Below are 23986 nucleotides of genomic sequence, written 5' to 3' on the forward strand. Positions count from 1 at the left end.
TCCCGGCCCCTCTCCCGCCAAGCGGGAGAGGGGCGATAGAGGATCGGGTGGCTACGAGGCGCCGCGCCGCGCCCGGGCCACCCGCGAGCCGTTGTCCCGGCCGAGCACGGCGCAGATGCGCTCGCCGGCGGCGATCAGCCGGTCGAGGTCGATGCCGGTATGGATGCCCAGGCCGTTCAGCAGATACAGCAGGTCCTCGCTGGCCAGGTTGCCGCTGGCGCCCCTGGCGTAGGGGCAGCCGCCGAGGCCGGCGACCGCGGCGTCGAACACCGCGATGCCCTCCAGGAGGCTCGCATACACATTCGCCAGCGCCTGTCCGTAGGTGTCATGGAAGTGCCCGGCCAGCCGCTCGCGCGGGATGTAGCGGGCGACCACCTCGAACAGCGCGCGGGCCTTGCCGGCGGTGCCGGTGCCGATGGTGTCGCCGAGGGATATCTCGTGGCAGCCCATGGCGAACAGCTCGCGGGCCACGTCGGCGACCTGTCGCGGCGCCACCTCGCCCTCGTAGGGGCAGCCGAGCACGCAGGAAACATAGCCGCGTACCCGGACGCCGTGCGCACGGGCGGCGTCCAGCACCGGCACGAAGCGCGCCAGGCTCTCGGCGATCGAGCAGTCGATGTTCTTCTGCGAAAAGCTCTCGGAGGCGGCGGCGAACACCGCCACCTCCTCGACGCCGGCCTCCAGCGCGGCCTCGAAGCCCTTGAGGTTGGGCGTCAGCGCAGCGTAGACCACGCCGGGTTTGCGGCGGATGCCGGCGAACACCTCGGCGCTGTCGGCCATCTGCGGCACCCACTTGGGCGAGACGAAGCTGCCGGCCTCGATGTATTCCAGGCCGGCGGCGCTCAGGTCGTCGACCAGGCGCACCTTGTCGGCCAGGCCGAGCGGCCGTTTCTCGTTCTGCAGGCCGTCGCGCGGGCCGACTTCGACCAGGCGGACGTGGCGGGGCAATGTCATGGCATGGCCTCTGTGCGGGGTGAAAAACGGCCGCCGGCCTTTTCCACCGAAATATCGAAAAGGGTGAAAGATCGCTACACGGATTTTCCACCCCACCAGTCATCCAGCTCCGGTCCGGCAGTGCGCCGGTGGGCAATCGCTGCGCGAGTTGCCCACCCTACCAAGGCCGGCGAACGCCCGCCCAGCCTCAGGCTTCCTCCAGCTCCACCAGCGTCGCGCCCTCGCCGACCAGTTCACCCTCGCGACAGTACAGGCCCTTGACCACGCCGGCCCGCGGCGCGCGGATGCTGTGCTCCATCTTCATCGCCTCCAGCACCACCAGCGGCGCGCCGGCCTCGACCTTCTGGCCGGCCGCCACCAGCACGCGGACGATGCTGCCGTTCATCGGCGCGCTCAGGCCGCCGTGGTGGGCATGCCCGGCTTCGATCTCGGCGAACGGGTCGACGCGGCCGATGGCGTGCAGTTCGCCGTCCCATTCCAGGTACAGGCTGTCGCCCCGGCGGATGGCGCGCAGACGCTGCCGTACCCTGGGAGCGGATTCGTCCACGAAACCACCGTCGCGAATGAATCCGCTCCCACAGGAAAGCCATTCGCCCCGCAGCTCGATATCGTCGCCGGCGCGCGCCCAGCGCTCGACACCCTGGCAGCTCAGATGCAGGTCGATCTGCGCCGGCAACCCGGCGCGCCAGCCGTCGCCGGCACTCCAGGGCGACTGCGGGTCGTCTTCGCGCCGGCGCGCCGTCTCGCTGCGCACCCAGGCGCTGGCGGCCAGGCGCCAGAAGGCGTCCGGCAGTTCCCGACGCGGCGGCAGCAAGGCTTCCCGGTGGCGGGCGATGAAGCCGGTGTCCAGCTCGGCGCCGGCGAAGGCCGGATGGGCGAGCAGGCGGCGCAGGAAGGCCAGGTTGGTCCTGACGCCGCCGACCGCGGTTTCCGCGAGCATGGCCAGCAGGCGCTGGCGCGCTTCCTCGCGGCTCTCGCCCCAGGCGATCAGCTTGGCCAGCAGGGGGTCGTAGAACGGCGACACCGCATCGCCCTCGGCCACCCCGCTGTCGACCCGCCGTCCCGGCCCGGCGGCCGGCTCGCGATACAGCCGCAGGGGGCCGCTGGCCGGCAGGAAGTCGTGCTCCGGGTCTTCCGCGTAGAGGCGCACCTCGATGGCATGGCCGCGCAGCGGCACCTCATGCTGGCCGATCGGCAGCGGTTCGCCGCGGGCCACGCGGATCTGCCAGGCGACCAGGTCGAGGCCGGTGATCGCCTCGGTGACCGGGTGCTCGACCTGCAGGCGGGTGTTCATCTCCATGAAGAAGAACTCGCCGCGCGCATCCAGCAAAAACTCCACGGTGCCGGCGCCGACGTAGCCGATGGCCTGCGCCGCCCTCACCGCCGCCTCGCCCATGGCCCGGCGCAGCGCCGGCGACAGGCCGGGCGCCGGCGCTTCCTCGACCACCTTCTGGTGGCGGCGCTGGATCGAGCAGTCGCGCTCGTTGAGGTACAGGCAGTTGCCGTGGCGGTCGGCGAACACCTGGATCTCCACGTGGCGCGGCTTCTCCAGGTATTTCTCGACCAGCATGCGCGCGTCGCCGAAGGCGGCCTGGGCTTCGCGCCGGGCGGAGTCCAGGGCCTCGGCCAGTCCGGCCTCGCGCTCGACCACCTTCATGCCCTTGCCGCCGCCGCCGGCGACGGCCTTGAGCAGCACCGGGTAGCCGATGGCTTCGGCGGCGGCGCGGAAGGTCTCGAAATCCTGCGCCGCGCCGTGGTAGCCGGGCACCAGCGGCACGCCGGCCGCCTCCATCAGCGCCTTGGCGGCGGACTTGCTGCCCATCGCCTCGATGGCCGTGGCCGGCGGGCCGAGGAAGATCAGCCCGGCGGCCTCGCAGGCACGGGCGAAACCGGCGTTCTCGGAGAGAAAGCCATAGCCGGGGTGGATGGCCTGCGCGCCGCTGGCCCGGGCGGCGGCGATCAGCCTGTCCGCCAGCAGGTAGCTTTCCGCCGGCTTGGCGCCGCCGAGGTCGACGGCGACGTCCGCCTCGCGCACATGCCGGGCGTGGCGGTCGATGGCGCTGTGCACGGCCACGCTGCGGATGCCCAGGGCCCTGGCGGTGCGCATCACCCGGCAGGCGATCTCGCCGCGATTGGCGATCAGCAGGGTATCGATCATGGTCATTGCTCCTGCCAGGCGGGTTGGCGTTTCTCCAGGAAGGCGCGCAGGCCCTCCTGGCCTTCCGGGCCGACCCGCAGGCGGGCGATGGCGCTCTCGGTGTAGCGGCGCAGGGCCGGGTTGAGCGCGCCGCTGCCGACCTCGCGCAGCAGGTCCTTGGTCGCCCTCATCGCCTGCGGGCCGTTGTGCAGCAGGGTGGCGATCCACTGCTCCAGCGCCGCTTCCAGTCCGGCGGCCGGGTAGCATTCGGCGAGCAGGCCCAGCTCGCGCGCGCGCGCGCCGTCGAAGCGCTCGCCGCTCAGCGCGTAGCGGCGCGCGGCGCGTTCGCCGATGGCCTGCACGACGAAGGGGCCGATCACCGCCGGGGCGAGGCCGATGCGCACCTCGGACAGGCAGAACTGCGCATTACTGGCGCCGATCGCCAGGTCGCAGCAGGCGATCAGCCCCAGCGCCCCGCCGAAGGCCGCGCCCTGCACCACGGCCAGGCTCGGCAGCTTGAGGTGGTAGAGGTTGTACATCAGTTCGGCCAGGGTCTGGGCGTCGGCCAGGTTGGCGTCGTAGTCGAGGCCGGCGGCCTCGCGCATCCAGACCAGGTCGGCGCCGGCGGAAAAGTGCCGGCCGCGCCCGCGCAGGAGCAGAAAGCGCAGTTCGCGGCGATCCTTCACCATATCGAGGGCGAGGATCAGTTCGCGGATCATTTCGGCATCGAAGGCGTTGTTCCTGTCCGCGCGGTCGAGCCAGAGGGTGGCGAAGCCGCGCGGGTCGAAGTCGAGTTGTACGGTGGTGAAGTCGGTCATGGCTGTTTGCACTCACATGAGGCTGGCATCTTCGTCGTAGGAGCGGATTCGTCCGCGACCGACCAGCCCTGCCGGTCGTTGGATCGCCGCAGCGGATGCGCGGGTCGCGAACGGATTCGCTCCTACATGCGGAACACGCCGAAACGGGTCGGCTCGATCGGCGCGTTGAGCGCGGCGGACAGCGCCAGGGCCAGCACCTCGCGGGTCTGCGCCGGGTCGATCACGCCGTCGTCCCACAACCGGGCGCTGGAATAGAAGGCGTGCGCCTGGCGCTCGTAGCGCTCGACGATGGGCCGGCGGATCGCCTCGTCCTCCTCGGCGGAGAAGGGCTGGCCGGCGCGCTCGGCCTGTTCGCGCTTGACCTGCGCCAGCACGCCGGCGGCCTGCTGGGCGCCCATCACGCCGATCCGCGCGTTCGGCCACATCCACAGAAAGCGCGGATCGTAGGCGCGCCCGCACATGCCGTAGTTGCCGGCGCCGAAGCTGCCGCCGACGATCACGGTGAACTTCGGCACGCCGGCGCAGGCCACCGCGGTGACCAGCTTGGCGCCGTGCTTGGCGATGCCGCCGGCCTCGTACTTCTGGCCGACCATGAAGCCGGTGATGTTCTGCAAAAACAGCAGCGGGATGCCGCGCTGGCAGGCCAGCTCGATGAAGTGCGCGCCCTTCTGCGCCGCCTCCGAGAACAGGATGCCGTTGTTGCCGAGGATGGCCAGCGGGTAGCCGTGCAGGTGGGCGAAGCCGCAGACCAGGGTCGGGCCGAACAGCGCCTTGAACTCGTCGAACTCGCTGTCGTCGACCAGCCGGGCGATCGCCTCGCGCACCTCGAACGGCTGCCTGGGATCGCTCGGGATCGCCCCGTACAGTTCCTCGGCCGGGTAGCGCGGTGCCCGTGGGGCGCGGCCTTCCAGCCGGCCGAGCTTGCGCCAGTTGAGGTTGGCCACGCAGCGCCGGGCGATCGCCAGGGCGTGCTCGTCGCTCTCGGCGTAGTGGTCGGCCACCCCCGAGGTCCTGCAGTGCACGTCGGCGCCGCCCAGTTCCTCGGCGCTGACCACCTCGCCGGTGGCGGCCTTCACCAGCGGCGGGCCGGCGAGGAAGATGGTCGCCTGCTCGCGCACCATGATGGTCTCGTCGGACATCGCCGGCACGTAGGCGCCGCCGGCGGTGCAGGAGCCCATCACCACGGCGATCTGCGGGATGCCCTGGGCGCTCATGTTCGCCTGGTTGAAGAAGATCCGCCCGAAGTGCTCGCGGTCGGGGAACACCTCGTCCTGGCGCGGCAGGTTGGCGCCGCCGGAGTCCACCAGGTAGATGCACGGCAGGCGATTCTCGCGGGCGATGGCCTGGGCGCGCAGGTGCTTCTTCACCGTCAGCGGGTAGTAAGTGCCGCCCTTCACCGTGGCGTCGTTGGCGATGACCATGCACTCGACACCCTCGACGCGACCGATGCCGGCGATCAGCCCGGCGGCCGGCACCTCCTCGTCGTAGACCTCGAAGGCGGCCAGTTGGCCGATTTCGAGAAACGGCGAGCCGGGGTCGAGCAGATGGTCGATGCGCTGGCGCGGCAGCAGCTTGCCGCGCGCGGCGTGGCGCTGCTGGGCCTGGGCGCCGCCGCCCTCGCGGATGCGCCCGAGCAGGGCGCGCAATTGCTCGACCCGTTCGCGCATGGCCGCGTCGTTGGCGACGAACTCCGGCGAACGGGTATTGATCTGGGTGTGCAGGATGGCCATGGGGCTAGCTCCCTGATGCCGTTGGCGCTGGTCTCGGTGGAAAAGGCCTGCGGCCGTTTTCCACCCTACCGGAGCGACCGTGAGGCGTAGGGTGGAAAACCCGCGCAGCGGTTTTCCACCGGATGGATCGATCAGCGCGTCTCGTCGAACAGCTCGCGGCCGATCAGCATGCGGCGGATCTCGCTGGTGCCGGCGCCGATCTCGTAGAGCTTGGCGTCGCGCCACAGCCGGCCGGTCGGGTAGTCGTTGATGTAGCCGTTGCCGCCGAGGATCTGGATCGCCTCGCCGGCCAGCCAGGTGGCCTTCTCGGCGCAGTAGAGGATCACCCCGGCGCAGTCCTTGCGCACCTGGCGCACGTGCCCGGCGCCCAGCGCGTCGAGCTGCCGGCCGACCGCGTAGAGGTAGGCGCGACAGGCCTGCAGCGTGGTGTACATGTCGGCGACCTTGGCCTGGATCAACTGGAACTCGCCGATGGCCTGGCCGAACTGCCTGCGCTCATGGATATAAGGCACCACCACGTCCATCGCCGCCTGCATCAACCCCAGCGGCCCGCCGGCGAGCACGGCGCGCTCGTAGTCCAGGCCGCTCATCAGCACCCGGACGCCCTCGCCCTCCCGGCCGAGCAGGTTCTCCGCAGGGATCTCCACGTCGCGGAACACCAGTTCGCCGGTGTGCGAGCCGCGCATGCCGAGCTTGTCGAGCTTCTGCGCCACCGAGAAGCCGGGGGTGTCCTTCTCCAGGACGAAGGCGCTGATGCCGCGCGCGCCGGCGGCCGGGTCGGTCTTGGCGTAGACCACCAGCACGTCGCAGTCCGGGCCGTTGGTGATCCACATCTTGGTGCCGTTGAGCACGTAGCGGTCGCCCTTCCTGTCGGCGCGCAACTGCATGGACACCACGTCGGAGCCGGCGTTGGGCTCGCTCATCGCCAGGGCGCCGACGTGTTCGCCGGAGATCAGTTTGGGCAGGAAGCGCTCCTTCTGCGCCGGCGTGCCGTTGCGGTGGATCTGGTTGACGCAGAGGTTGGAATGCGCGCCGTAGGACAGGCCGATCCCGCCCGAGGCGCGGGAGATTTCCTCCATGGCGATCATGTGCGCCAGGTAGCCCATGCCGGCGCCGCCGTATTCCTCGGCGACGGTCAGGCCGAGCAGTCCCATCTCGCCGAACTTGCGCCACAGGTCCATGGGGAAGCGGTCGCTGCGGTCGGCCTCGGCGGCGCGCGGGGCGATCTCCCTGGCGGCGAAGCCGGCCACCGAATCGCGCAGCATGTCGATCTCCTCGCCGAGAAAGAAATTCAGTCCGGGCAGGTTGCTCATGTCCAATCTCCACTCTTGTGTTTATTCGACGGGATTCCTGGTTTCGCCGCGCGCGACGGCCATGGCGCTGCGGCAGCGCTCCTCGGCGATGTCCAGCTCCAGTTGCATCTGCCGGATGTCCAGCAGTTGCTGCTCCAGTTGGCGGCGCCGCTCGGCGATCTTCGCCAGGAAATGTTCGAGCTGGCGCAGGTTGTTGCCGCTCGGGTCGTACAGGTCGATCAGCTCCTTGCACTCGGCCAGCGACAGGCCGAGGCGCTTGCCGCGCAGGATCAGCTTGAGGGCGACCTTGTCGCGTCCCGAGTAGATGCGCTCCTGGCCGCGCCGCGTCGGGGCGAGCATGCCCTGTTCCTCGTAGAAGCGGATGGCGCGGGTGGTGACGTCCAGTTCGCGGGCCAGATCGGAAATACTGTAGGTCTTGGACATGTTCGGCTCTTGCTTATTACCTTTACGTAAACGTAAACAAGCGAGTCTGTCCTGTCAAACGATCCGGCGACCAAGCCGTACGCATTCGCGCTGGGAAATCCGGCCGGCAGGCTGGCGCCGCGTCCCTGCGGCGCCAGTCAGGCGAGCGTCAGAACAACGGCAGACTGTAGGTGAGCATCAGGCGATTCTCGTCCAGGTCGCGGCCATCGTTGCCACGGGTCGCGGCATTGAGCCAGGCGAAGCCGACGCCCTTGAGCGGGCCGCTCTGCACCGCGTAGTCGATGCGGAAGTTGCGTTCCCACTCCTTGTTGTCGCTGCCGGCGGCGTCGATGTCGTCGCCGCTGAAGTAGATCAGCTTGGTCTTCAACCCCGGCACGCCGATCGCCGCGAAGTCGTAGGCGTAGCCGGCCACCCAGGTGTTCTCGCCGGCGCTGGCGAACTTGCCGATCTGGCCGTTGGTGATCAGATGCAGGGTGCGCCCGCTCCCCAGGTTGATGTGCGGGAAGTCGCTGTCGCCACTGACCTTCTGGTAGCCGAGGCTCAGCGCGTGACCGGCCAGGCTGTAGGTGAACATCGCACTCCACAGGTTGTTGTCGACCTCGCCGCTGCTGCCGTCGGCGCCGCTGCTGACATAGCCCTCGGCACGCCCGGAGGCGCTCTCGTTCTTGCCGTCGGAGTCGCTGTAGAAGTAGCGCAGGTCGGTCTTCAGCGAACCCACCGGCAGCTTCCAGTCGTGCACCAGGCCGAAGAAGTGCTGTTTGTAGAAGTCGCGCAGGTTGCCGTAGTAGTACTGCAGCAGGAGGTCCTTGGTGGCCTTGTAGTCGGCGCCGGCGAAGTAGAACTCGTTGCTGAACTGCGCCCTGCTGCCGCTGTTGGCGCCGCCGATGGACAGGCCGTGGCTGTCGCCGGAGTTACGCTCGGTCGAGTGTTCGATCTTGCCGGCGGTCAGGCTCAGGTTGTCGATCTCGTTGGAAGTGATCTGCGCGCCATGGAACAGTTGCGGCAGCAGGCGGCCGTCGTTGTAGACCAGCACCGGCATCTTCGGCAGCAGGGTGCCGAGGCGCGCCTCGGTCTTGGAGAAGCGCAGTTTGCCGGTCACGCCAACGCGGCCGAAGTCGGTCTTGCCCTTGCCGTTGCTTTCCAGCGGGAACATGCCGCCCGGGGTGCGTTCGATGTCCGCCTTGCCGGAGCGGCCGCCGCCGTCGAGGCGGATGGCGTGCATGGCCAGCACGTCGAGGCCGAAGCCGACCGGACCCTCGGTGAAGCCGGACTTGTAGTCGAGGAAGAACGCCTGGCCCCACTCCTCGGAGCGCGGCGCGTCCTGGTTGCGGACGTCCTGGTTGATGTAGAAGTTCTTGAGGCTCAGCGTGGCCTTGCTGTCTTTGATGAACTCCGCCTGGGCAACGGAAGGAACGGCCAGTGCCGCACCCAGCGCGGACAAGGCCGCGCCCTGGGCGAGTAGCGTCTTGTGCATGTTGTTTTCGTCTCCTGGATGGATGATGCGCGGTGTTTCTTGTTGTCATGGGGAAACCGCTACCGCACGCGGGTTTTCCCCGTCGCTGCCGGCCGGCCCGTCGGGCCAGCCGGCAAGGAGCCTTGCTCCGGGGCTGCCGACGCGACGGCCGCTAGCCTCCGGCCCGCTGCGGGCGGAGCGCCGGGGCCGGGAAGGGAAATGACGCCACGCCGGGGCTGCCGGAACGGCAGCGGCAAGCGCGATGCACGGAACAACGTGGGAGGGGAATCGGGACGATCGGGCCGGACATGAACGCTTCCTTATTGTTTTGTCGTTCATTGCGATGATCGAGCCGCCTGACGGCGGCTTCGACGGGGCGCTTGCCACGGGTGGACTGGCCGGCGGCCAATGGCCACCGGCGGGCTCACTGAACGGACCTACAGCAACCGGCATGCCGGACCGCCGGCAGCGGCCGCCCTGTGCGGACCGGAGGCTGGCCGCAATGACTGGACGCAGAGCGCTTCGCCGGGCTGTCGTGGCGCTCCGGCAGCGGAATATCCCAGAGGATGCGGCACCTGTAGAGACGCGAAAGACGGCGAATTTCCGCCGAAATGGCGCATTGAAATGGCGAATTTCCGCCTATCGTGCCTGGAAATGGCCCCGCCTGGATCCGACCGGCATGGCGGGCCGCTCACCGCTCCGCCCGCGGTCCTCCGTGGCTAACGCCCTGTGCCGCCAAGCGCGGAGAGCAGCCGCATTTTTTCCTCATGAAGCCCGAATCCGACTCCACGATCAGTGCATTTCTCCCGCGAAAGCCCGCTGAAAGCTTGGCTGCGTAGCATCCCGCTCCAGAGCCGGCGTCCGACCGGTCGCCCGACAAAAACAATGAGTGGAGATTGCCATGCCCCCCTTCGCGCCTTCGTCCGACCACGCCCAGCCGTCGTCCAGCCCATCGACCTCCCCGCGCTGATCCGCCCCCGTCCCTGCCTTCCGGAGTACTCGTCATGCTGACTTTCCTCGGCTTCGCCATGGTCTTGACCTTCATGTACCTGATCATGACCCAGCGCCTCTCGGCGCTGATCGCCCTCATCATCATTCCCGTGCTGTTCGCCCTGTTCGGCGGTTTCGCCGGCGACATCGGACCGATGATGCTGCAGGGCATCACCAAGCTCGCCCCGACCGGGGTGATGCTGATGTTCGCCATCCTCTACTTCGCCCTGATGATCGATTCGGGGCTGTTCGACCCGCCGGTGCGCTTCATCCTGCGCATGGTCAAGGGCGACCCCTTGCGGGTCTCCGTCGGCACCGCCGCCCTAGCGCTGATCGTTTCTCTCGACGGCGACGGCGCCACCACCTACATGATCTGCGTCGCCGCCATGCTGCCGCTGTACAGCCGCATCGGCATGAACCCGCGGATCATGGCCGGCCTGATCATCCTTGCCGGCGGGATCATGAACATGACCCCCTGGGGCGGCCCCACCGCCCGCGCCGCCAGCGCCCTGCAGGTCGACCCGTCGGACGTGTTCGTACCGATGATCCCGGCCATGGCGATCGGCGTGGCCGTCCTGCTGGGCATGGCCTACCTGTACGGCAAGCGCGAACGCGAGCGCCTCGGCGTGTTGCACCTCTCCGACGGCAGCGAGGATCACTCCGAGGTCACCGTCTCCCAGTATCCCGAGGCGCGCCGGCCGAAGCTGTTGATGATCAACGCCATGCTGACCCTGGGCCTGATGGGTACGCTGATCACCGGCGTGCTGCCGTTGCCGGTGCTGTTCATGATCGCCTTCAGCCTCGCCATGATCATCAACTATCCCTGCCTCAAGGCACAGAAGGAGCGCATCGCCGCCCACGCCGGCAACGTGCTGGCGGTGGTCGGCCTGATCTTCGCCGCCGGCATCTTCACCGGCATCCTCTCCGGCACCGGGATGGTCGACTCCATGTCGAAGAGCCTGCTGGCGCTGATCCCGGACGCGATGGGGCCCTATCTCGCCGTGGTGACCGCGCTGGTGAGCATGCCCTTCACATTCTTCATGTCCAATGACGCCTTCTACTACGGCGTGCTGCCGGTGCTCACCGAAGCCGCCGGACACTACGGCATCAGCCCGGTGGAAATGGCGCGCGCCTCGATCGTCGGCCAGCCGGTGCACCTGCTCAGTCCGCTGGTACCCTCCACCTACCTGCTGGTGGGCCTGGCGAAGATCGAGTTCGGCGACCTGCAGCGTTTCGCCCTGAAGCTGGCTACCCTGCTCTGTCTGGCGATAATGCTCGCCGCGCTGCTGGTCGGCGTCTTTCCGGCGGCCGGCGGTCCAGCCATCGTTCCGGTGGCGGCCGGCTGAACGCCTTGACGGAAATTTCACACAGCGGCGTACAGACTCCCATGGTTGGCGGCCCGCCTGCCGCCAGCCGCACAACCGACGATTTAGAGGACCCTTTATGGACTGGCTGACCAACCCGGAGATCTGGGTTGCCTTCTTCACCCTGACCGCGCTGGAAATCGTGCTCGGCATCGACAACATCATCATGATCTCGATCCTCGTCGGTCGCATGCCGAAAGACATGCAGCCGCGCACCCGCCTGTTCGGCCTGGCGCTGGCGATGGTCACGCGGATTCTCCTGCTGCTGTCGATCTCCTGGGTGATGGGCCTGACCGTCGACCTCTTCCACGTCTTCGGCCAGGGCATCTCCGGCCGCGACCTGATCCTGTTCTTCGGCGGCCTGTTCCTGCTGTGGAAGAGCAGCACCGAGATCTACCACGGCCTGGAAGGCGAGGACGAGACCAACGAGGCGCCCAAGGGCGGCGGCCAGTTCATCGGCACCATCATTCAGATCGCCATCATCGACATCGTGTTCTCCCTGGACTCGGTGATCACCGCGGTCGGCATGGTCTCCCACGTACCGGTGATGATCGCCGCGATCGTCGTCGCCGTGCTGGTGATGATGGCCGCCTCCGGCACCATCAGCACCTTCATCGACCGCCACCCGAGCCTCAAGCTGCTGGCCCTGTCGTTCCTCATCGTGGTCGGCACCGTGCTGATCGCCGAGAGCTTCGGGGTGCACGTGCCCAAGGGCTACGTCTACTTCGCCATGGCCTTCTCGCTGGCGGTGGAAGCGCTGAACATCCGCATGCGCCGCGCCCGCAAGGAACCGGTGCACCTGAGCAAGGACATCCCCGGCCAATAGACCACAAGCGCCGCACGAAGAAACGGGGCCCTCGCGGCCCCGTTTTCGTTGCTGCCCGCCGCACGACGCCGAAGAAAGCACCTGAACTCGCCGGCCCATGGTTGTGCAAGCCCGGCGCTAATGCTTAAATATGGCCTCTTCGCTCCAGGGGCACCGGTCGCCCGACCGAATCCCGCTCCCGGAACACCCCGCAACGCGCTCGTAGCTCAGCTGGATAGAGTACTGCCCTCCGAAGGCAGTGATCACCGGCTTGAGAAGGATGAAGGCTAGTGGTCAAATAGACCGCCGCAACAAATACGCACCAGTAGCTCAGCTGGATAGAGTACCGCCCTCCGAAGGCGGGGGTCGTGGGTTCGAATCCCGCCTGGTGCGCCATATCTCCCTGACTTAAAAGACTTTCACTTAAAGTCTCGACCGATTCTGTTCATGGATCGGCCCTCTCCCAAGCTCCCGCCCGGCATCAGCCAGCGAACTGCAGTGACTACTGCCCTCAGCGCCATTTTTCGGCCGCTTTTTGGGCTGTGCCAATTCTGTGCCCAAGCCGTGCCACGCGAGCGAACGGGATGCTGCTTCACACCCGGCGATTGAGCACTGGCCATGAGCGGGCACATCTCCTCTATCGGTTTGAGGCCCGTAAGTAGAAGGGGCCTTTCGGCCCCTTCGTCGGTTCAGTTGTTGATCAGGTCTTCTAGTTTTTCGATCAGGAAATCCAGCGGACTGCGGCCCTCCAAGCGCTTTTCGAAGACCTCGTCGTGGTGGTAGGCAACCCAGGTGTCGAGCGCCTGACGGTTGTCCTTCTCGAAGCCGGAGCCGAGGATGCAGACCAACTCGGTTCCACGAGGGTGTTCCAGATAGTGGCTCATGGCCGAGGCCAAGTGCTTCAGGTACTGGTGCTCGCGAGCCTCCATCGATGGGTGCAGAAAGGTGACGTTGCTGCGCTTGATCAATTTCATGGCGCCACTCCTCAGGCCTTGAGATTGGCTTGAATAAGGTTGTCGAAGGCACTGCCGTCGCGCCGTGTCAGGTTGGGGACATAACGCGAGTAGACTCGGAACAGCATCTCTGTAGTCGTATGTCCCATCTGCCTGGCGATCCATTCCGGGTTTTCACCCGCGGCTAGCCACAGGGTCGCCGCGGTATGGCGGGTCTGATAGGGGCGCCGTCGGCGCAGCCCCAGGTGGCGAAGCAACGGATACCAGACCCGGTTGTTGATATTGCGGTACGCAAATGGCGTCTCCTCCCGACTGCAGAAGACAAACTGCCCGACACCGGTCTTCTGCTGCTGATCGAGCAGGGCCTGGTAAACCGGCCCCGACATGTCGATCTCGCGCTGTGAGCCGTCATTCTTCGTGTAATCGAGCTTGCCGCCGACCCAGCTTTCGCGGATCAGAATCTGCCGGCGTTGGAAATTGTTAGCGCCGATGTAAAACTGACCCACCCCAGCGAAGTAAAATTGACCCACCTGGGCTAACGTCGCGGCCTTTTCGAGGCCGCCCATGTTGACCCAGGAGCAAGCAGTGGAGATCAGAGTATTAGCCCGTCAAGGGCACAGCATTCGGCAGATCGCCAAGATGCTGGGCGTGTCCCGCAACACCGTCCGGCGCTACCTCAAGGAGCCCACCGTCCCGCGCTACTCGCCGCGAGACCCCAGGCCCACCAAGCTCGACCCCTTCCATGACTATCTGCGCGAGCGGGTGAAGCAGGCGCATCCGCTCTGGCTGCCGGCCACCGTGCTGCTGCGCGAGATCCGCGAGCAAGGCTACCAGGGCGGCGCTTCCCAGTTGCGCGCCTGGCTGGCCAGACTCAAGCTGAGCAGGCCGGACGATGGCCCGGCGGTGCGCTTCGAGACCGAGCCCGGCCAGCAGATGCAGGCTGACTTCGTGGTTTTCCGCCGCGCCAAATCACCGTTGTCGGCCTTCGTCGCCACCCTGGGCTACAGCCGGATGACTTACGTCCATTTCGTGCCGGACGAGTCGTTCGACTCGGTGCATGACGCGTTGCTGCTGGCCTTCGACTACTTCGGCGGTGTCCCGCAGCACGTGCTGTTCGACAACATGAAGACCGTCGTGCTGGAACGCGATGCCTATGGCGACGGCAGCCACCGCTTCCACCCCGGGCTGCTTCAACTGGCTGACGATCTGGGCTTCCACATCCGCCTGTGCCGCCCCTACCGGGCGCGTACCAAGGGCAAGGTCGAGCGCTTTAACCGCTACCTGCGCGAGAGCTTCTACAACCCGTTGCACAGCCGGGTGAAGGCCGCCGGTCTGCTGGTGGATTGCGGCACAGCCAATCGGCTGGTCGGCGACTGGCTGGCCGAGGTCGCCAACGTGCGCGTGCATGCCACGCTCGGTGAACGCCCGATCGATCGCTGGCGTCACGAGCAAGGCCAACTGACACCCCTGCCGCAGGCTCTGCGGCGGGCCTGGGGGCCGTTGCTGGGGGAGCGGCCAGGGCCCGTACCGCATGAGTCGTTGCAGCACCCGCTGTCGGTCTACGAGTCGATCCGGGAGGCCTGCGCATGAACCTGCAACACGCGCGCATCGCCGAACTGTGCCAGGCGCTCAAGCTCGAGCGCATCGTTGATCACTACCCACTGTTGGCCCAGCAGGCGGTCAAGGACGACCTGAGCTTCGGCGACTTCCTGGAGCAACTGCTGCGGCACGAGCACGGCTTTCGCCAGCAGCGCAGCCGCGAGTTGCTGACGCGGATGGCCTGCTTCCCGGCGATCAAGACGCTTGAGGAGTACGACTTCAGCTTCAGCCCCGGTGTGCCCAAGGCCCTGCTGCATGAGCTGGCGGGCTTGGCCTTCGTCGAGCGCACCGAAAACATCGTGCTGATCGGCCCCTCGGGCGTCGGCAAGACGCACCTGGCCATCGCCCTCGGCTACCGGGCAGCACAGAGCGGCCTCAAGACCCGCTTCATCACGGCGGCCGACCTGATGCTGCAACTGGGCGCGGCCCAGCGGCAGGGCCGGCTGAAGACCTACCTCAACCGCGCCATCCTGGCCCCCCGACTGCTAGTGATCGATGAGATCGGCTACCTGCCGTTCGGTCGCGAGGAGGCCAACCTGTTCTTCCAGGTCGTCGCCAAACGCTACGAGAAGGGTTCGATGATCCTGACCTCGAACCTGCCGTTCAGCCAGTGGGCCGAGGCCTTCAGCGGCGACGCCACGCTGACGGCGGCCATGCTGGATCGGCTGCTGCACCATGCCCATATCCTCACCCTGACCGGAGAAAGCTACCGACTCAAGGACAAACGCAAGGCGGGCGTCATCCGCCAGAACCGTAACCCCGAGTGATCCAGGTGGGTCATTATTACTTCGGCAAATAAGGGCCAAGGTGGGTCAGTTTTCAGTCGGCGTTGACAATCGACGTATTTCCACTGCAGGCCATCGATTTCTGCAGTGCGCATGCCGGTAAAGAAGCGCACCGTGTAGTAATTGCGGAAGTCTTCACGTACTGCCCCAAGGATCTGCAGCACCTCTTCCAGAGTGAAGGGCTCCACATCGGTCTTGGGGACCTTCAGCGATTTGATGTTGAGGTACGGTGAAGTAAACTCGAACCGGTCAGCTGCCTCACTAAGGATCATGCGCAATGGCGTCATGATGTGGTTGATTCGCGTCGCTGACAGAGCCTGTCCCTTCAGCCCGGGAACTTTGCCGAGTGCCGAGCGGAAGGACAGGATTTCTGCCTTGGTGATGGCGCTGACTTCTTTCTTGCCGAATTCAGGTAGCAGGTGTTTGTCGAGTGTGAGGCGTACCGTCTTTGTGTGCGTGTCGCGCCACTCCACCCGCTTTTCGTCGAACCAGCGCTCGGCGAAGTCCTTGAACAGCGGTGTCCTCAACTGGGCACAGCCAGCCTGCAGCCGATTGAACTCCGCCACCTTGCTGCTCTGCGGGAAGTAAGTTGCGTAATCAAAGACCCCAAGAGTGATTTCGGCCTCGATGCGCTCGAGGATTTTCTCCAGCTTCCTACGGTTGGCCGGCGTGTCGGGCAGCATCGTCTGCTCACGACAGCGTTTGTCCAGATAGGTGAAGTCGAAGAACAACTTCTGATTGTCCGAGCGGGCGCGAATCTTACCCATGACAGATGCCTCCACCAGCCATCGGCACCAGGCCGGAGGTACGGGAGTACTTCTGCATGTCCTCTTCGATAGCTTCCCAGATGAACAGGATCTTACGACCGCCGAAGGGGCGGAAGTAATGGATGCCTTCGAGCAGCACCGAATCCTTCAGTCGATTACGGATAGTGCGCACGTCGTACTTCATGCGCGTGGCAAGCTCTTCGGTTGTTAGATAGGTTTGAGACATTGCAATGTCCTCTCTGCTAGATTGAGCGGCAGAGGAGCCTTATGGGCTTCTGAAGCCACATAATGATCTCCTGTAGATCAAAATAACGTCTTTTTTGAACAATGCAAGATCAAAATGATCCCCAGGAGATCATTTTTCCAGGAGAGAAGGATGGTTAAGTGCCATTTGTCCCGCCTATTGGGGGAGCGGAAGCTGAAGATCAGTGACGTAGTGCGGGAGACAGGAATCAACCGGGGAACCCTGACGCGGCTCTATCACGAGACCGCGCAGAGGGTCGAGTTGAAGGACCTGGAGACCATCTGCCGGTACCTGAACTGCCAGGTAGAGGATCTCTTGGAAATCCAGAATGATCCGGAGGGCTGAACAGCCCTCCGGCCCCATTCATGTCCGGAAATGCCAGTCGATGGAGGCCATCAGGAATAGGTAGCGCAGCGCTGCCCCCGAATGTCGGTTCTGCTGCCGCCCCTCCTCTAGCGCCAGCGTGGCCCGAATTCCAAGATGGGTATTTTCGGCATCCGGATTTTCGGGCGCATGCTGGCTAATCGGCCGACGAATATTCCCGAGCTGCTGACGCCAATATGACTTGGCGGCTCTGGGCTTTCGTGTGTCGTAGATAATCAACTCGATGGATTGGGCGGGAACGCCGATGGCTGTGAGCAGCCACAGGTAGTCCCGTGTATGCTCCTCGTCGCAATCACGGTAAAAGCGCAGCGTCGTTTCCGTTGCCCAACAGCGTTCGACGAAATCGTCTATCGCTCGATTGGCGCGCTCGCTCTCCGCTCCATCCAGTAACTCGTAGAGACGTTCTGCATACCCTGCTACGGCATCTCTTCCACCATGTCGAGGAGGCATTGGTATGAGCGATGACGTCTCAGCCTGCATAGAGGCTCGCAGCCGGTGCTTGCCCCCAGCCTCCGGCTGGGATCTCTGCGTCAAGCTGCGGATATACTGAGCTCGATCCAGCATCATGCTCCGCTCTTCTGTCGCGAACTCCAGCCACTCCAGATTGATCTGCCGACCGCTACTCTCGACATAAGATGCGTATGCCAGCATCGACTCGATCCGGCGAATCCGCTCGATCGCCCAGTTGTTTTCGACCTGCTGAACGGCGAAACAAACCGCAGTCCGTCGAGGCCGTCTTTTGGCCTTGAGCGACCTGATCCGGCCGATGACCCGCAACAGATGCTCCGGACCACCAACGGAACTGGCCTCCGTCGTGGGCAGGCTGACCTTGGCGATAGAGGCGACGTTATGGGCACTGAAAAGCCAGACTCTGGGGTTCCACTGCCAGGCCTGAGCCATTACCAGAGGTAGGCTGTGGATGTAGTGCAGCAGCGAAGTTTTGGGGCTACCGTGACCGAGCAAGGCACTGACGATATGGACGATACGCCGTGTGGGTCCACCGTTGGCAGATATCAGCGCTTCACGCTGCCTGGCATTGTCGCTGAGCCATCGAGTGGTCAGGGGCAGATCACGGAATATCAACTCCGGCGCTGAGTCGGTAATGGTTCCCATCAGTTTGAGCATCTGCCAAGTGGCGCAGGAATGCCTCAGGTGGTGATAGTGAATGACCTCGGAACCTGTGACTGCACGCATGCAGGCATGCAATGCCGGCAACAGCGTGCTTTCGCTGACCCACTGGGTTCTCAGCTCCGGGATGCAGAATAGAAACTCCGATGAAGGCGCCCGTGTCTCTTCTGCTTGCCGTTGCTGGTACCAGACCATCAACAGTTCCAGTTCTTCGGGCTCCAACAATAGGCGGAGCGGTAACCGCCGAACCGAGTTCTGGGTTTTCAGGCCGCGCTGTGCATGTGGCCGTACAAGCAGGTCGACCGGCAGCTCCAACCCTGCCAGCTCCTGGTTGGAGAGGATCCGCATCTCCGGATGACGCCCGCGAATACGTTCGCGGGCGTCACTCGATAACTCGGGCAAATGTAGATCACTGAGCCGCAGCTTCAGGGCCTCATTGCGCCGCAAGCCCAACCTGAATCCCAGGATCAGAAACAGCTTGGCAGCCGTGACCAGACGCGGGGTCCGTAATTCCAGCCCGCTGGTGTCCAAGGCGCGCAAAACGGCCTGATATTGGTCCTCGGAGAGGATCCGGGCATCAACGCTAGCCACATCCCTGCCGATGCCCAATACCGAGTACGGGCTGATCGGTGGATAGTGATAGCGACGCCCCAGAAATGCGTGGAACTCATGAATCGCCTTGGCCAAGGTGCGCCGCTTGCTATCGGTTATCTGGGCATCGAGGACCGTCTCATAGACAATCTCCAGTGCATCGGGCTCCATCTGGAAAACACTCTGGCCATCCAATTGCGACGCCAACGCCTCCCCAAGCAGTCGGGCGTACCGAGTGATGCTACTGCGCCCGATGTCGTGACCATATGCGGACGATCCACCTACCAGATAGGCAGCCCACTCTCTGATAAGCACCTCAAGTGATTCAGAATCCTCAGTCGCTGGGGATGGATCAACAGGGTCACCTGCCCGGATCTGCCGACACAGATCCAGCACCCAATCGGGAGTATCGGTTTTTTCCTCTCCGTACTCGTCCGATCTGACACTATCTCCATAGGTGCCAACCGGATCTTCCAAGCCTGGATAGCCGAACATTTCCCCCCAGGACGATGGTCTCAGCGACTGCGATACGAACCCATGTCGACATGCGAAATTCACCAGAATCTGAGGCAGGCGCAATTGCATCTGCATCCGCAGCAAATCCAGCAGCTCCGTCAGGCTGGTCGGCAAATCCCGACTCGGTACACCGCTCCTTCCGAGAAACGCTCGAATACACCTGAGAACAGTTTCTCTGCGCCTCAATCGAGCGCCCATTGCTCGCATATCGTCCGAACAGCGGGTCAACAGAGCCAGCGTGGCCGGGTCCGGGAACCATTGCCGGTGTTCCGCCTGCACCTTGCCGCGGATGGAGAGCGGCAATCTCAGCTCCGGAATGCCTGCGATCCACTCGATTCGCTCCAGGGACACCTCGACCAGCGCATTCAGTTGAGCAATGTCCATCAGGCCGCCGCCATAAGCCGCGCTCATCAATAGCAGACCGATGCGCTCCTCTGGGCGGAACGAATCGAGATCCAACCTCAATCCCTGCTGCAGTACATTGAGCAGTTGGCGACTTCTGCGTAGTCGTTCAGCCGTGTAGATGTCGGGGTTGATCGGGTTCGCTGGGCGTTCGACGGCAATGGCGATACGGGCCAATGGAAAACCTGGAATCTGCCGCCTGAGTCGTTGGGTGATGGTGCGCAGCATATTCCGTAGCGCGTGATTCGTACCAAGCTGCGCCTCCAGGTCACGCACGTGCTCGGCCGACACCTCGCGCATGGAACACTTTCCCAATAACCACTGCCCCAGGGGCACTCCAGACGCCTCAGCTATCGTTTTCAGGTGCTCCCGCAGCTCTGGCCTCCAATCCGGCTCATGATCGCCAGCAGCCCATAGATACTCGACCTGTTGATTGTCCAAACGGGGCACGTTCACTCCACCACCCATGGACTACCAAGTGCGCACCAGCCCAGATCTTTCAGCAGTCGAGTAATCCACTCACCGACTACCTCTGTGTAAGTCAACGGACAGAACGATGAATATGCGTCCTGCGGCTCCTCCCCTCGCAGCCAGTGCCCCATATACGCAGCTAAAACCTCAGCGGGGCAGCCACGTTCCGCCAGCTCCGTTCGGATGAATTTGCGATAGGCGTTGATGCGGTGCGGGATATAGCCAGAGACCTGCTCCATATGTTGCCGAATGGTGGCAGGCCGGATCTCCAAGCGGCGAATACCGCTTTCACTAGAGGACAGGAAAAAGCCGCGAGACCACCTACCCTCTTCGTCATGTGGCAGATAGCCGATCAGGTGCCGTGTAAGAGCCAGACAGTGCTGGAAGTATTGATCTAACTGGCGCTGCAGCATGGACGGCATGCAGATCAGCCGGCTCATGTGCCGATCATCAGAGTCCTTGTCAGACATGGCGCCCATGCCCAGTATCAGGTCGAACTCATCGGTATATTGCAAAGGGTTGCGGATCGCCCGGCAGCCAGTCGACAGCATGAACATCTGTACAACCCACAGGGTGTAGTGGTTGTGCCAGGTCAGCATGTCGCTGAGGCGACCCGCTGGCTTCCTGCGCAGGACACCGGCCAGGGCTTTCACATTCATCACGACAGTGTCAGGCAGCAGGCAGTGGCTCGCCCCCACCGCTCCGTGCTGAACAATCCCAGCCTCTACCGGTTCGTATGCCAACCCGGCACAGGCATAGACCTGCCGTAGTACACGCCCCAGTGATTCCGCATAGATACGACGCAAATGATTGGCGTCGAATTGCAGGTAGTAGCGAGGAGTTTGAGCAGATGGCACGCAGACCCCGGACAGCATGGACACAGCAGCCACGTCGTGGGTGTCCGATACGAGCTGGTGGAACAGGTAATTGCGGACCTTGGTCAGGGTGAAGCGAGGATCGCCCCGGCCCAATAGCCCCAGAACTACCCTAGTATCTCAACACACTTCAATCTGCGGATATAGGCTGCGTAGCTTGACCCTCGCATCCTGGGTGGTGAACTGCCAGTTGATCTTGGCATCGAGCTGGTTGCGGCATTGCTGCCATGCGGCGACCTCCTTGCGCATCCGCTCGAGGGAGTCGATGCGCCTGTCCAGGCACTGGCCGGCGAGTACGTTGATCTCGATTTCGGCCATGTTCAGCCAACTGCCATGCTTGGGGGTGTAGACGAACTCGAAGCGATCTCTCAGGGCCTTGGCCTGCTCGGGCATAAAGGTCTCGTACAACGAGGCGGCACTGTGGGTGTTGAGGTTGTCCATCACCAGCGTGATGCGCTCGGCCCCGGACCAGGCTTGGGCGATGTCCTGCAGGAACAGCGCCCAGTCCTGCCTTTTCTTGTACTCGGTGACCTTGGCGATGCGCCGCCCGGCCAGCGGCTCACAGGCTACGAAGACGTTGCAGGTGCCAGCGCGCTCGTACTCGTATCGCGCCCGGGATGCCCCGGTACCGCCTCGAGGGGCTCGCGCACCTGGCGGATCAGTTGCCGCGGCGTTTCGTCCATGCAGACCACCGGATGGCCTTCGTCATAGGGTCGACTGTAGACATCCAGCACCTGCTCCATGGCCGCCACGAATTCCCCGCTGGCCTTCGGCGGGATCACCCAGCCAACCTTGCGCCACGGCTTGAGTTCGTTTTTTTTAGGGCACGTCGCACCGTCTCCGACGACAGCGAGTCTACATATTCCAACTCCACCGCACGCTCGGCCAGCAGTTTGAGCGTCCAGCGCGCATGACCTTCGGGAGCAGGTCCGCAGCTCAGGGCGATCAGGCGTGCCTCGAGTTCGCCGTCGATCTTGCGGGCGTATTCGCGCCGGGGTTTCTTTCTCACCAGCACCGACTCCAGACCTTCCTGCACGCAACGCCGCTTGAGGTTGTCGATCTTGCGTTGGCTCACGCCCAGCATCTGGGCGATCTGTGCACTGGTCTTGCGCGGCCCCTGGTCTTGCGAGCGGTCGCAGGCCAGCAGGATCAGGGCGTTGATGACTTGGCTTGCCGCGGTCCTGCCTTTGCTTGTCAGCTCTTGCAACCGCGCTCTTTCTTGAGGACTGAGGATGATTCTGTAATGTTCCATGCCGACATTATGCATGACGCAGATTTAGCTGTGTCATAACACTAGCCTCGGTTTCAAGTTCCGCTGCCTGATGCGTGAAGATCCGATTGGAAGGGCGTGAGAAACTCCTGAGCAGTACATCGACCAAAGCAGCACTTCCGGCCAGATCGGGCAGGAGAATGCGCAACAGCGCCGGACGAATTCCAATGGCAGGCTGCCAGCGATCGTCACCAACCAAGTCGGGACTACAGACGATCAAACTGAACCGCGCAGGCGCCCCTTTAACCAGCACCAGGCCATCTACGCAGTCATCTTCATGCTCCACGACGGTCAGTTGTACGACCTGGGTGGTCGCCTGCCCCAACCACAGGCTGATGTGCAATAACAAGATGGCCTCCATCCGGAGCTGGAGCCCCGAAGGATCCTTGGCCAGGGACAACTCTTGCTGGCATGACGCGAACAGGTCGCTGGCACCGAACAGCAGATCCCGCAGTTCCGCCAGGGTGAACTGGGTATACGAGAACGGCAACAATTGCCGACTGCGCACGATATGCGCCTCTACGGCTTGTTGGCTGAGCTTGTCCGCAACGTATGGCCGCTCGCTGCCGTCATCATCCAGAATCCATATCTCAAACGGCGGGCTCAGTTCGTCTGGCGCCAACTCTCCTTCATGGGAGTCCGCTGATTCTGCGAGGATGTTGTAATGCCCTGGCAACTGGTCAGGGTCCTCCGGATCGCCCAGCACGAAGCCTCTCGGATCCTCGCTGATAAAATGGCTCAGCTCCTGTTGGTCCGTTTTTTTTCGCCGGCCTCGGCCACTGCCGCCCCCCGATCTGGTCGGTGGTTCTTCGCCATGGCTATAGCGAACGAATCGGCTGATAGGGGCAAAAAGCTCAGCGTCCACTGACCTGGACTCACTGGGCGAAAAAAGCTGACAGCTCGTCAGGAAATGTTCCGCCGTCCCCCAGATATTCAGCTCGGGAGGGATCGAGCAATGACGCAACTCGCACAATCGACGCAGCCCCAGAAATACGGCGTAGCGCTGCTGGTATAGATTGTCCGAGCGCTGTTGCTGAAACGCGACCAACAGTTGAGCAAGCAGCCGTTCATAGTCGCGCGCCCCCTCGACATCACGAGGCAGATACCAAAGCGCGGCATATGGAAACCCGTGCTTCTTGACTCCCCTGTTCAGTACAGGATTTCTGGAGGGAGCGGGCTCTCCTAGCCAGAACAGCTCGCCCAAATCCCGGAAGATTTCGGACTGTTTCCTCAATGAAATCAGCCACTCGCAGGCTTCCCGCCAGACGAGTGGGTCGCAATCTTGGAGCCGGATGGGCGTGCCGATATCGACGGTACGTAGCACTCGTAGCAGCCCTGTAATCATCCGCGGCAGATCAATCAGATCGGGATGGGCATCCACGGTATCGAGGATGGAGCTGATAACCTGGGGAGACTGGCCCTGTCCCGAGGCCAGGCGAAGAAGCTCGTTCCTCCTGCTCACTGGTTACCTACCGCCCTGGTGATTGTGCCCTTGATCGGCTTCACCCCGACGAGGTGGGCCAAATGCGCATGACTACGATATCCATGAGGCCATACGGGATTCGCAGGCGTGATATAGGTATAGAGATCACGCACCTGCTGCGCAGTAATACGTGCGAGTGCGGGAGCCACCAAACGCTCCGCGAGTACCAATTGATGGAGGGAGGTCTTCGTGAGACTCTCTGGCCATATCAGACATGACACCCGTGTTTCTGGACTGGCATACGCAGTCAACCAGCGATAAAGAGCCGTTTGACCAATGCAAAATCGATCCGGGTCACTCACCACCAGCGGGTAGACTCTATTAATCAGGTGAATCAGCGATGAAGGCACCAGCGCCCGATCCGAAAGCTCTATCGGCGCAAGGTCAAGTTCCCGCTCCACGCGGGCAAAATCGGGATGAACACCATGTATATCGGCAAGTGCAAGTTCCAGCATGCGTAAGACTCCACTACTCGGTCCTTTTACCTAATAGTGGGAAGACAGTGCCCCAATCCGGCAGCCATGTCGGATT

18 protein-coding genes, 1 tRNA gene and 3 pseudogenes are annotated in these 23986 nt (G+C 63.9%); 6 read left to right on the forward strand and 16 right to left on the reverse strand.

Annotated features, from left to right (window positions below):
- Window positions 1–51: 51 nt before the first annotated feature.
- The 7 genes from AVCA_RS22615 to AVCA_RS22645 all read right to left on the reverse strand — a co-directional run bounded on the left by AVCA_RS22615 (window position 52) and on the right by AVCA_RS22645 (window position 8849).
- A complete protein-coding gene (locus AVCA_RS22615) occupies window positions 52–954 on the reverse strand; it encodes a hydroxymethylglutaryl-CoA lyase (protein ID WP_012703408.1) in 903 nt (300 codons plus the stop codon).
- A 187-nt stretch (window positions 955–1141) separates the two neighbouring features.
- On the reverse strand, window positions 1142–3112 hold the full coding sequence (locus AVCA_RS22620; RefSeq protein WP_175556000.1) for an acetyl/propionyl/methylcrotonyl-CoA carboxylase subunit alpha: 1971 nt from the start codon (window positions 3110–3112) through the stop codon (window positions 1142–1144).
- Between the two features lie 2 nt (window positions 3113–3114).
- Window positions 3115–3909: a gamma-carboxygeranoyl-CoA hydratase gene (locus tag AVCA_RS22625; protein WP_012703410.1), complete on the reverse strand. Its 795-nt coding sequence runs from the start codon at window positions 3907–3909 to the stop codon at window positions 3115–3117.
- Between the two features lie 122 nt (window positions 3910–4031).
- Entirely contained in the window at window positions 4032–5639 is a 1608-nt protein-coding gene (locus AVCA_RS22630; RefSeq protein ID WP_012703411.1) for a carboxyl transferase domain-containing protein, read from the reverse strand.
- A gap of 131 nt (window positions 5640–5770) precedes the next feature.
- On the reverse strand, window positions 5771–6952 hold the full coding sequence (locus AVCA_RS22635) for an isovaleryl-CoA dehydrogenase (protein ID WP_012703412.1): 1182 nt from the start codon (window positions 6950–6952) through the stop codon (window positions 5771–5773).
- Between the two features lie 21 nt (window positions 6953–6973).
- Window positions 6974–7375: a MerR family transcriptional regulator gene (locus tag AVCA_RS22640; RefSeq protein ID WP_012703413.1), complete on the reverse strand. Its 402-nt coding sequence runs from the start codon at window positions 7373–7375 to the stop codon at window positions 6974–6976.
- Between the two features lie 148 nt (window positions 7376–7523).
- The gene (locus tag AVCA_RS22645) at window positions 7524–8849 is read right to left on the reverse strand and encodes an OprD family porin (protein WP_012703414.1); all 1326 of its coding nucleotides are present in this window, start codon (window positions 8847–8849) and stop codon (window positions 7524–7526) included.
- A gap of 983 nt (window positions 8850–9832) precedes the next feature.
- On the opposite strand from AVCA_RS22645, the gene AVCA_RS22650 reads away from it, so the two are divergent.
- The 3 genes from AVCA_RS22650 (at window position 9833) to AVCA_RS22660 (ending at window position 12383) form a co-directional block, all read left to right on the forward strand.
- Window positions 9833–11164, forward strand: coding sequence for a CitMHS family transporter (locus AVCA_RS22650; RefSeq protein ID WP_012703415.1), 1332 nt, complete (start codon window positions 9833–9835; stop codon window positions 11162–11164).
- Window positions 11165–11261: 97 nt separating this feature from the next.
- Window positions 11262–12008, forward strand: coding sequence for a TerC family protein (locus AVCA_RS22655; RefSeq protein ID WP_012703416.1), 747 nt, complete (start codon window positions 11262–11264; stop codon window positions 12006–12008).
- Between the two features lie 298 nt (window positions 12009–12306).
- A tRNA-Arg gene (locus tag AVCA_RS22660) sits at window positions 12307–12383 on the forward strand.
- Window positions 12384–12676: 293 nt separating this feature from the next.
- Here the strand turns inward: AVCA_RS22660 and AVCA_RS22665 are convergent.
- A complete protein-coding gene (locus AVCA_RS22665; protein WP_012703417.1) occupies window positions 12677–12961 on the reverse strand; it encodes a hypothetical protein in 285 nt (94 codons plus the stop codon).
- A gap of 11 nt (window positions 12962–12972) precedes the next feature.
- Window positions 12973–13419: pseudogene (locus tag AVCA_RS22670) on the reverse strand (tyrosine-type recombinase/integrase); the annotation flags it as partial.
- A gap of 85 nt (window positions 13420–13504) precedes the next feature.
- Between AVCA_RS22670 and istA the strand changes: the two are divergent.
- Together istA and istB are read left to right on the forward strand one after the other, a co-directional pair.
- On the forward strand, window positions 13505–14530 hold the full coding sequence (gene istA, locus AVCA_RS22675) for an IS21 family transposase (RefSeq protein ID WP_012702170.1): 1026 nt from the start codon (window positions 13505–13507) through the stop codon (window positions 14528–14530).
- Window positions 14527–15306 (forward strand): IS21-like element helper ATPase IstB, encoded by a 780-nt coding sequence (gene istB / locus AVCA_RS22680; protein ID WP_012699613.1) that lies wholly within the window; start codon window positions 14527–14529, stop codon window positions 15304–15306. The genes istA and istB overlap by 4 nt, the downstream gene beginning before the upstream one ends.
- Window positions 15307–15362: 56 nt before the next feature.
- On the opposite strand, the pseudogene AVCA_RS22685 reads toward istB, so the two are convergent.
- Together AVCA_RS22685 and AVCA_RS22690 are read right to left on the reverse strand one after the other, a co-directional pair.
- A pseudogene (locus AVCA_RS22685) lies at window positions 15363–16091 on the reverse strand (Arm DNA-binding domain-containing protein); the annotation flags it as partial.
- Window positions 16084–16317: a hypothetical protein gene (locus tag AVCA_RS22690; protein ID WP_012703418.1), complete on the reverse strand. Its 234-nt coding sequence runs from the start codon at window positions 16315–16317 to the stop codon at window positions 16084–16086. The pseudogene AVCA_RS22685 and the gene AVCA_RS22690, both read right to left, overlap by 8 nt.
- A 150-nt stretch (window positions 16318–16467) precedes the next feature.
- Between AVCA_RS22690 and AVCA_RS22695 the strand changes: the two genes are divergently transcribed.
- Window positions 16468–16680 (forward strand): helix-turn-helix domain-containing protein, encoded by a 213-nt coding sequence (locus tag AVCA_RS22695; protein ID WP_012703419.1) that lies wholly within the window; start codon window positions 16468–16470, stop codon window positions 16678–16680.
- A gap of 18 nt (window positions 16681–16698) precedes the next feature.
- Here AVCA_RS22695 and AVCA_RS22700 read toward each other — a convergent pair whose 3' ends face one another.
- The 5 genes and pseudogenes from AVCA_RS22700 to AVCA_RS25630 all read right to left on the reverse strand — a co-directional run bounded on the left by AVCA_RS22700 (window position 16699) and on the right by AVCA_RS25630 (window position 23910).
- The gene (locus AVCA_RS22700; protein ID WP_236616305.1) at window positions 16699–19806 is read right to left on the reverse strand and encodes a site-specific integrase; all 3108 of its coding nucleotides are present in this window, start codon (window positions 19804–19806) and stop codon (window positions 16699–16701) included.
- A gap of 2 nt (window positions 19807–19808) precedes the next feature.
- Window positions 19809–20702: a site-specific integrase gene (locus AVCA_RS22705; RefSeq protein WP_236616404.1), complete on the reverse strand. Its 894-nt coding sequence runs from the start codon at window positions 20700–20702 to the stop codon at window positions 19809–19811.
- 120 nt (window positions 20703–20822) lie between these two features.
- A pseudogene (locus tag AVCA_RS26235) lies at window positions 20823–21954 on the reverse strand (IS630 family transposase).
- 7 nt (window positions 21955–21961) lie between these two features.
- On the reverse strand, window positions 21962–23434 hold the full coding sequence (locus tag AVCA_RS22720; RefSeq protein ID WP_012703422.1) for a hypothetical protein: 1473 nt from the start codon (window positions 23432–23434) through the stop codon (window positions 21962–21964).
- Window positions 23431–23910: a hypothetical protein gene (locus AVCA_RS25630; RefSeq protein ID WP_072432921.1), complete on the reverse strand. Its 480-nt coding sequence runs from the start codon at window positions 23908–23910 to the stop codon at window positions 23431–23433. Before AVCA_RS25630 ends, AVCA_RS22720 begins: the two co-directional genes overlap by 4 nt.
- Window positions 23911–23986: the final 76 nt, after the last annotated feature.

This window comes from Azotobacter vinelandii CA, assembly GCF_000380335.1.
GTDB lineage: Bacteria > Pseudomonadota > Gammaproteobacteria > Pseudomonadales > Pseudomonadaceae > Azotobacter > Azotobacter vinelandii.

What these genes read in the sequence shown, in the direction of transcription:
- AVCA_RS22655 (WP_012703416.1), top strand. Translation starts at nt 11,262, where the DNA reads ATGGACTGGCTGACCAACCCGGAGATCTGGGTTGCCTTCTTCACCCTG.
- AVCA_RS22640 (WP_012703413.1), bottom strand. Translation starts at nt 7,375, where the DNA reads ATGTCCAAGACCTACAGTATTTCCGATCTGGCCCGCGAACTGGACGTC.
- AVCA_RS22705 (WP_236616404.1), bottom strand. Translation starts at nt 20,702, where the DNA reads ATGCTGTCCGGGGTCTGCGTGCCATCTGCTCAAACTCCTCGCTACTAC.
- AVCA_RS25630 (WP_072432921.1), bottom strand. Translation starts at nt 23,910, where the DNA reads ATGCTGGAACTTGCACTTGCCGATATACATGGTGTTCATCCCGATTTT.
- AVCA_RS22635 (WP_012703412.1), bottom strand. Translation starts at nt 6,952, where the DNA reads ATGAGCAACCTGCCCGGACTGAATTTCTTTCTCGGCGAGGAGATCGAC.
- AVCA_RS22630 (WP_012703411.1), bottom strand. Translation starts at nt 5,639, where the DNA reads ATGGCCATCCTGCACACCCAGATCAATACCCGTTCGCCGGAGTTCGTC.
- AVCA_RS22690 (WP_012703418.1), bottom strand. Translation starts at nt 16,317, where the DNA reads ATGTCTCAAACCTATCTAACAACCGAAGAGCTTGCCACGCGCATGAAG.
- AVCA_RS22665 (WP_012703417.1), bottom strand. Translation starts at nt 12,961, where the DNA reads ATGAAATTGATCAAGCGCAGCAACGTCACCTTTCTGCACCCATCGATG.
- AVCA_RS22645 (WP_012703414.1), bottom strand. Translation starts at nt 8,849, where the DNA reads ATGCACAAGACGCTACTCGCCCAGGGCGCGGCCTTGTCCGCGCTGGGT.
- istB (WP_012699613.1), top strand. Translation starts at nt 14,527, where the DNA reads ATGAACCTGCAACACGCGCGCATCGCCGAACTGTGCCAGGCGCTCAAG.
- AVCA_RS22695 (WP_012703419.1), top strand. Translation starts at nt 16,468, where the DNA reads ATGGTTAAGTGCCATTTGTCCCGCCTATTGGGGGAGCGGAAGCTGAAG.
- AVCA_RS22650 (WP_012703415.1), top strand. Translation starts at nt 9,833, where the DNA reads ATGCTGACTTTCCTCGGCTTCGCCATGGTCTTGACCTTCATGTACCTG.
- istA (WP_012702170.1), top strand. Translation starts at nt 13,505, where the DNA reads ATGTTGACCCAGGAGCAAGCAGTGGAGATCAGAGTATTAGCCCGTCAA.
- AVCA_RS22625 (WP_012703410.1), bottom strand. Translation starts at nt 3,909, where the DNA reads ATGACCGACTTCACCACCGTACAACTCGACTTCGACCCGCGCGGCTTC.
- AVCA_RS22615 (WP_012703408.1), bottom strand. Translation starts at nt 954, where the DNA reads ATGACATTGCCCCGCCACGTCCGCCTGGTCGAAGTCGGCCCGCGCGAC.
- AVCA_RS22620 (WP_175556000.1), bottom strand. Translation starts at nt 3,112, where the DNA reads ATGATCGATACCCTGCTGATCGCCAATCGCGGCGAGATCGCCTGCCGG.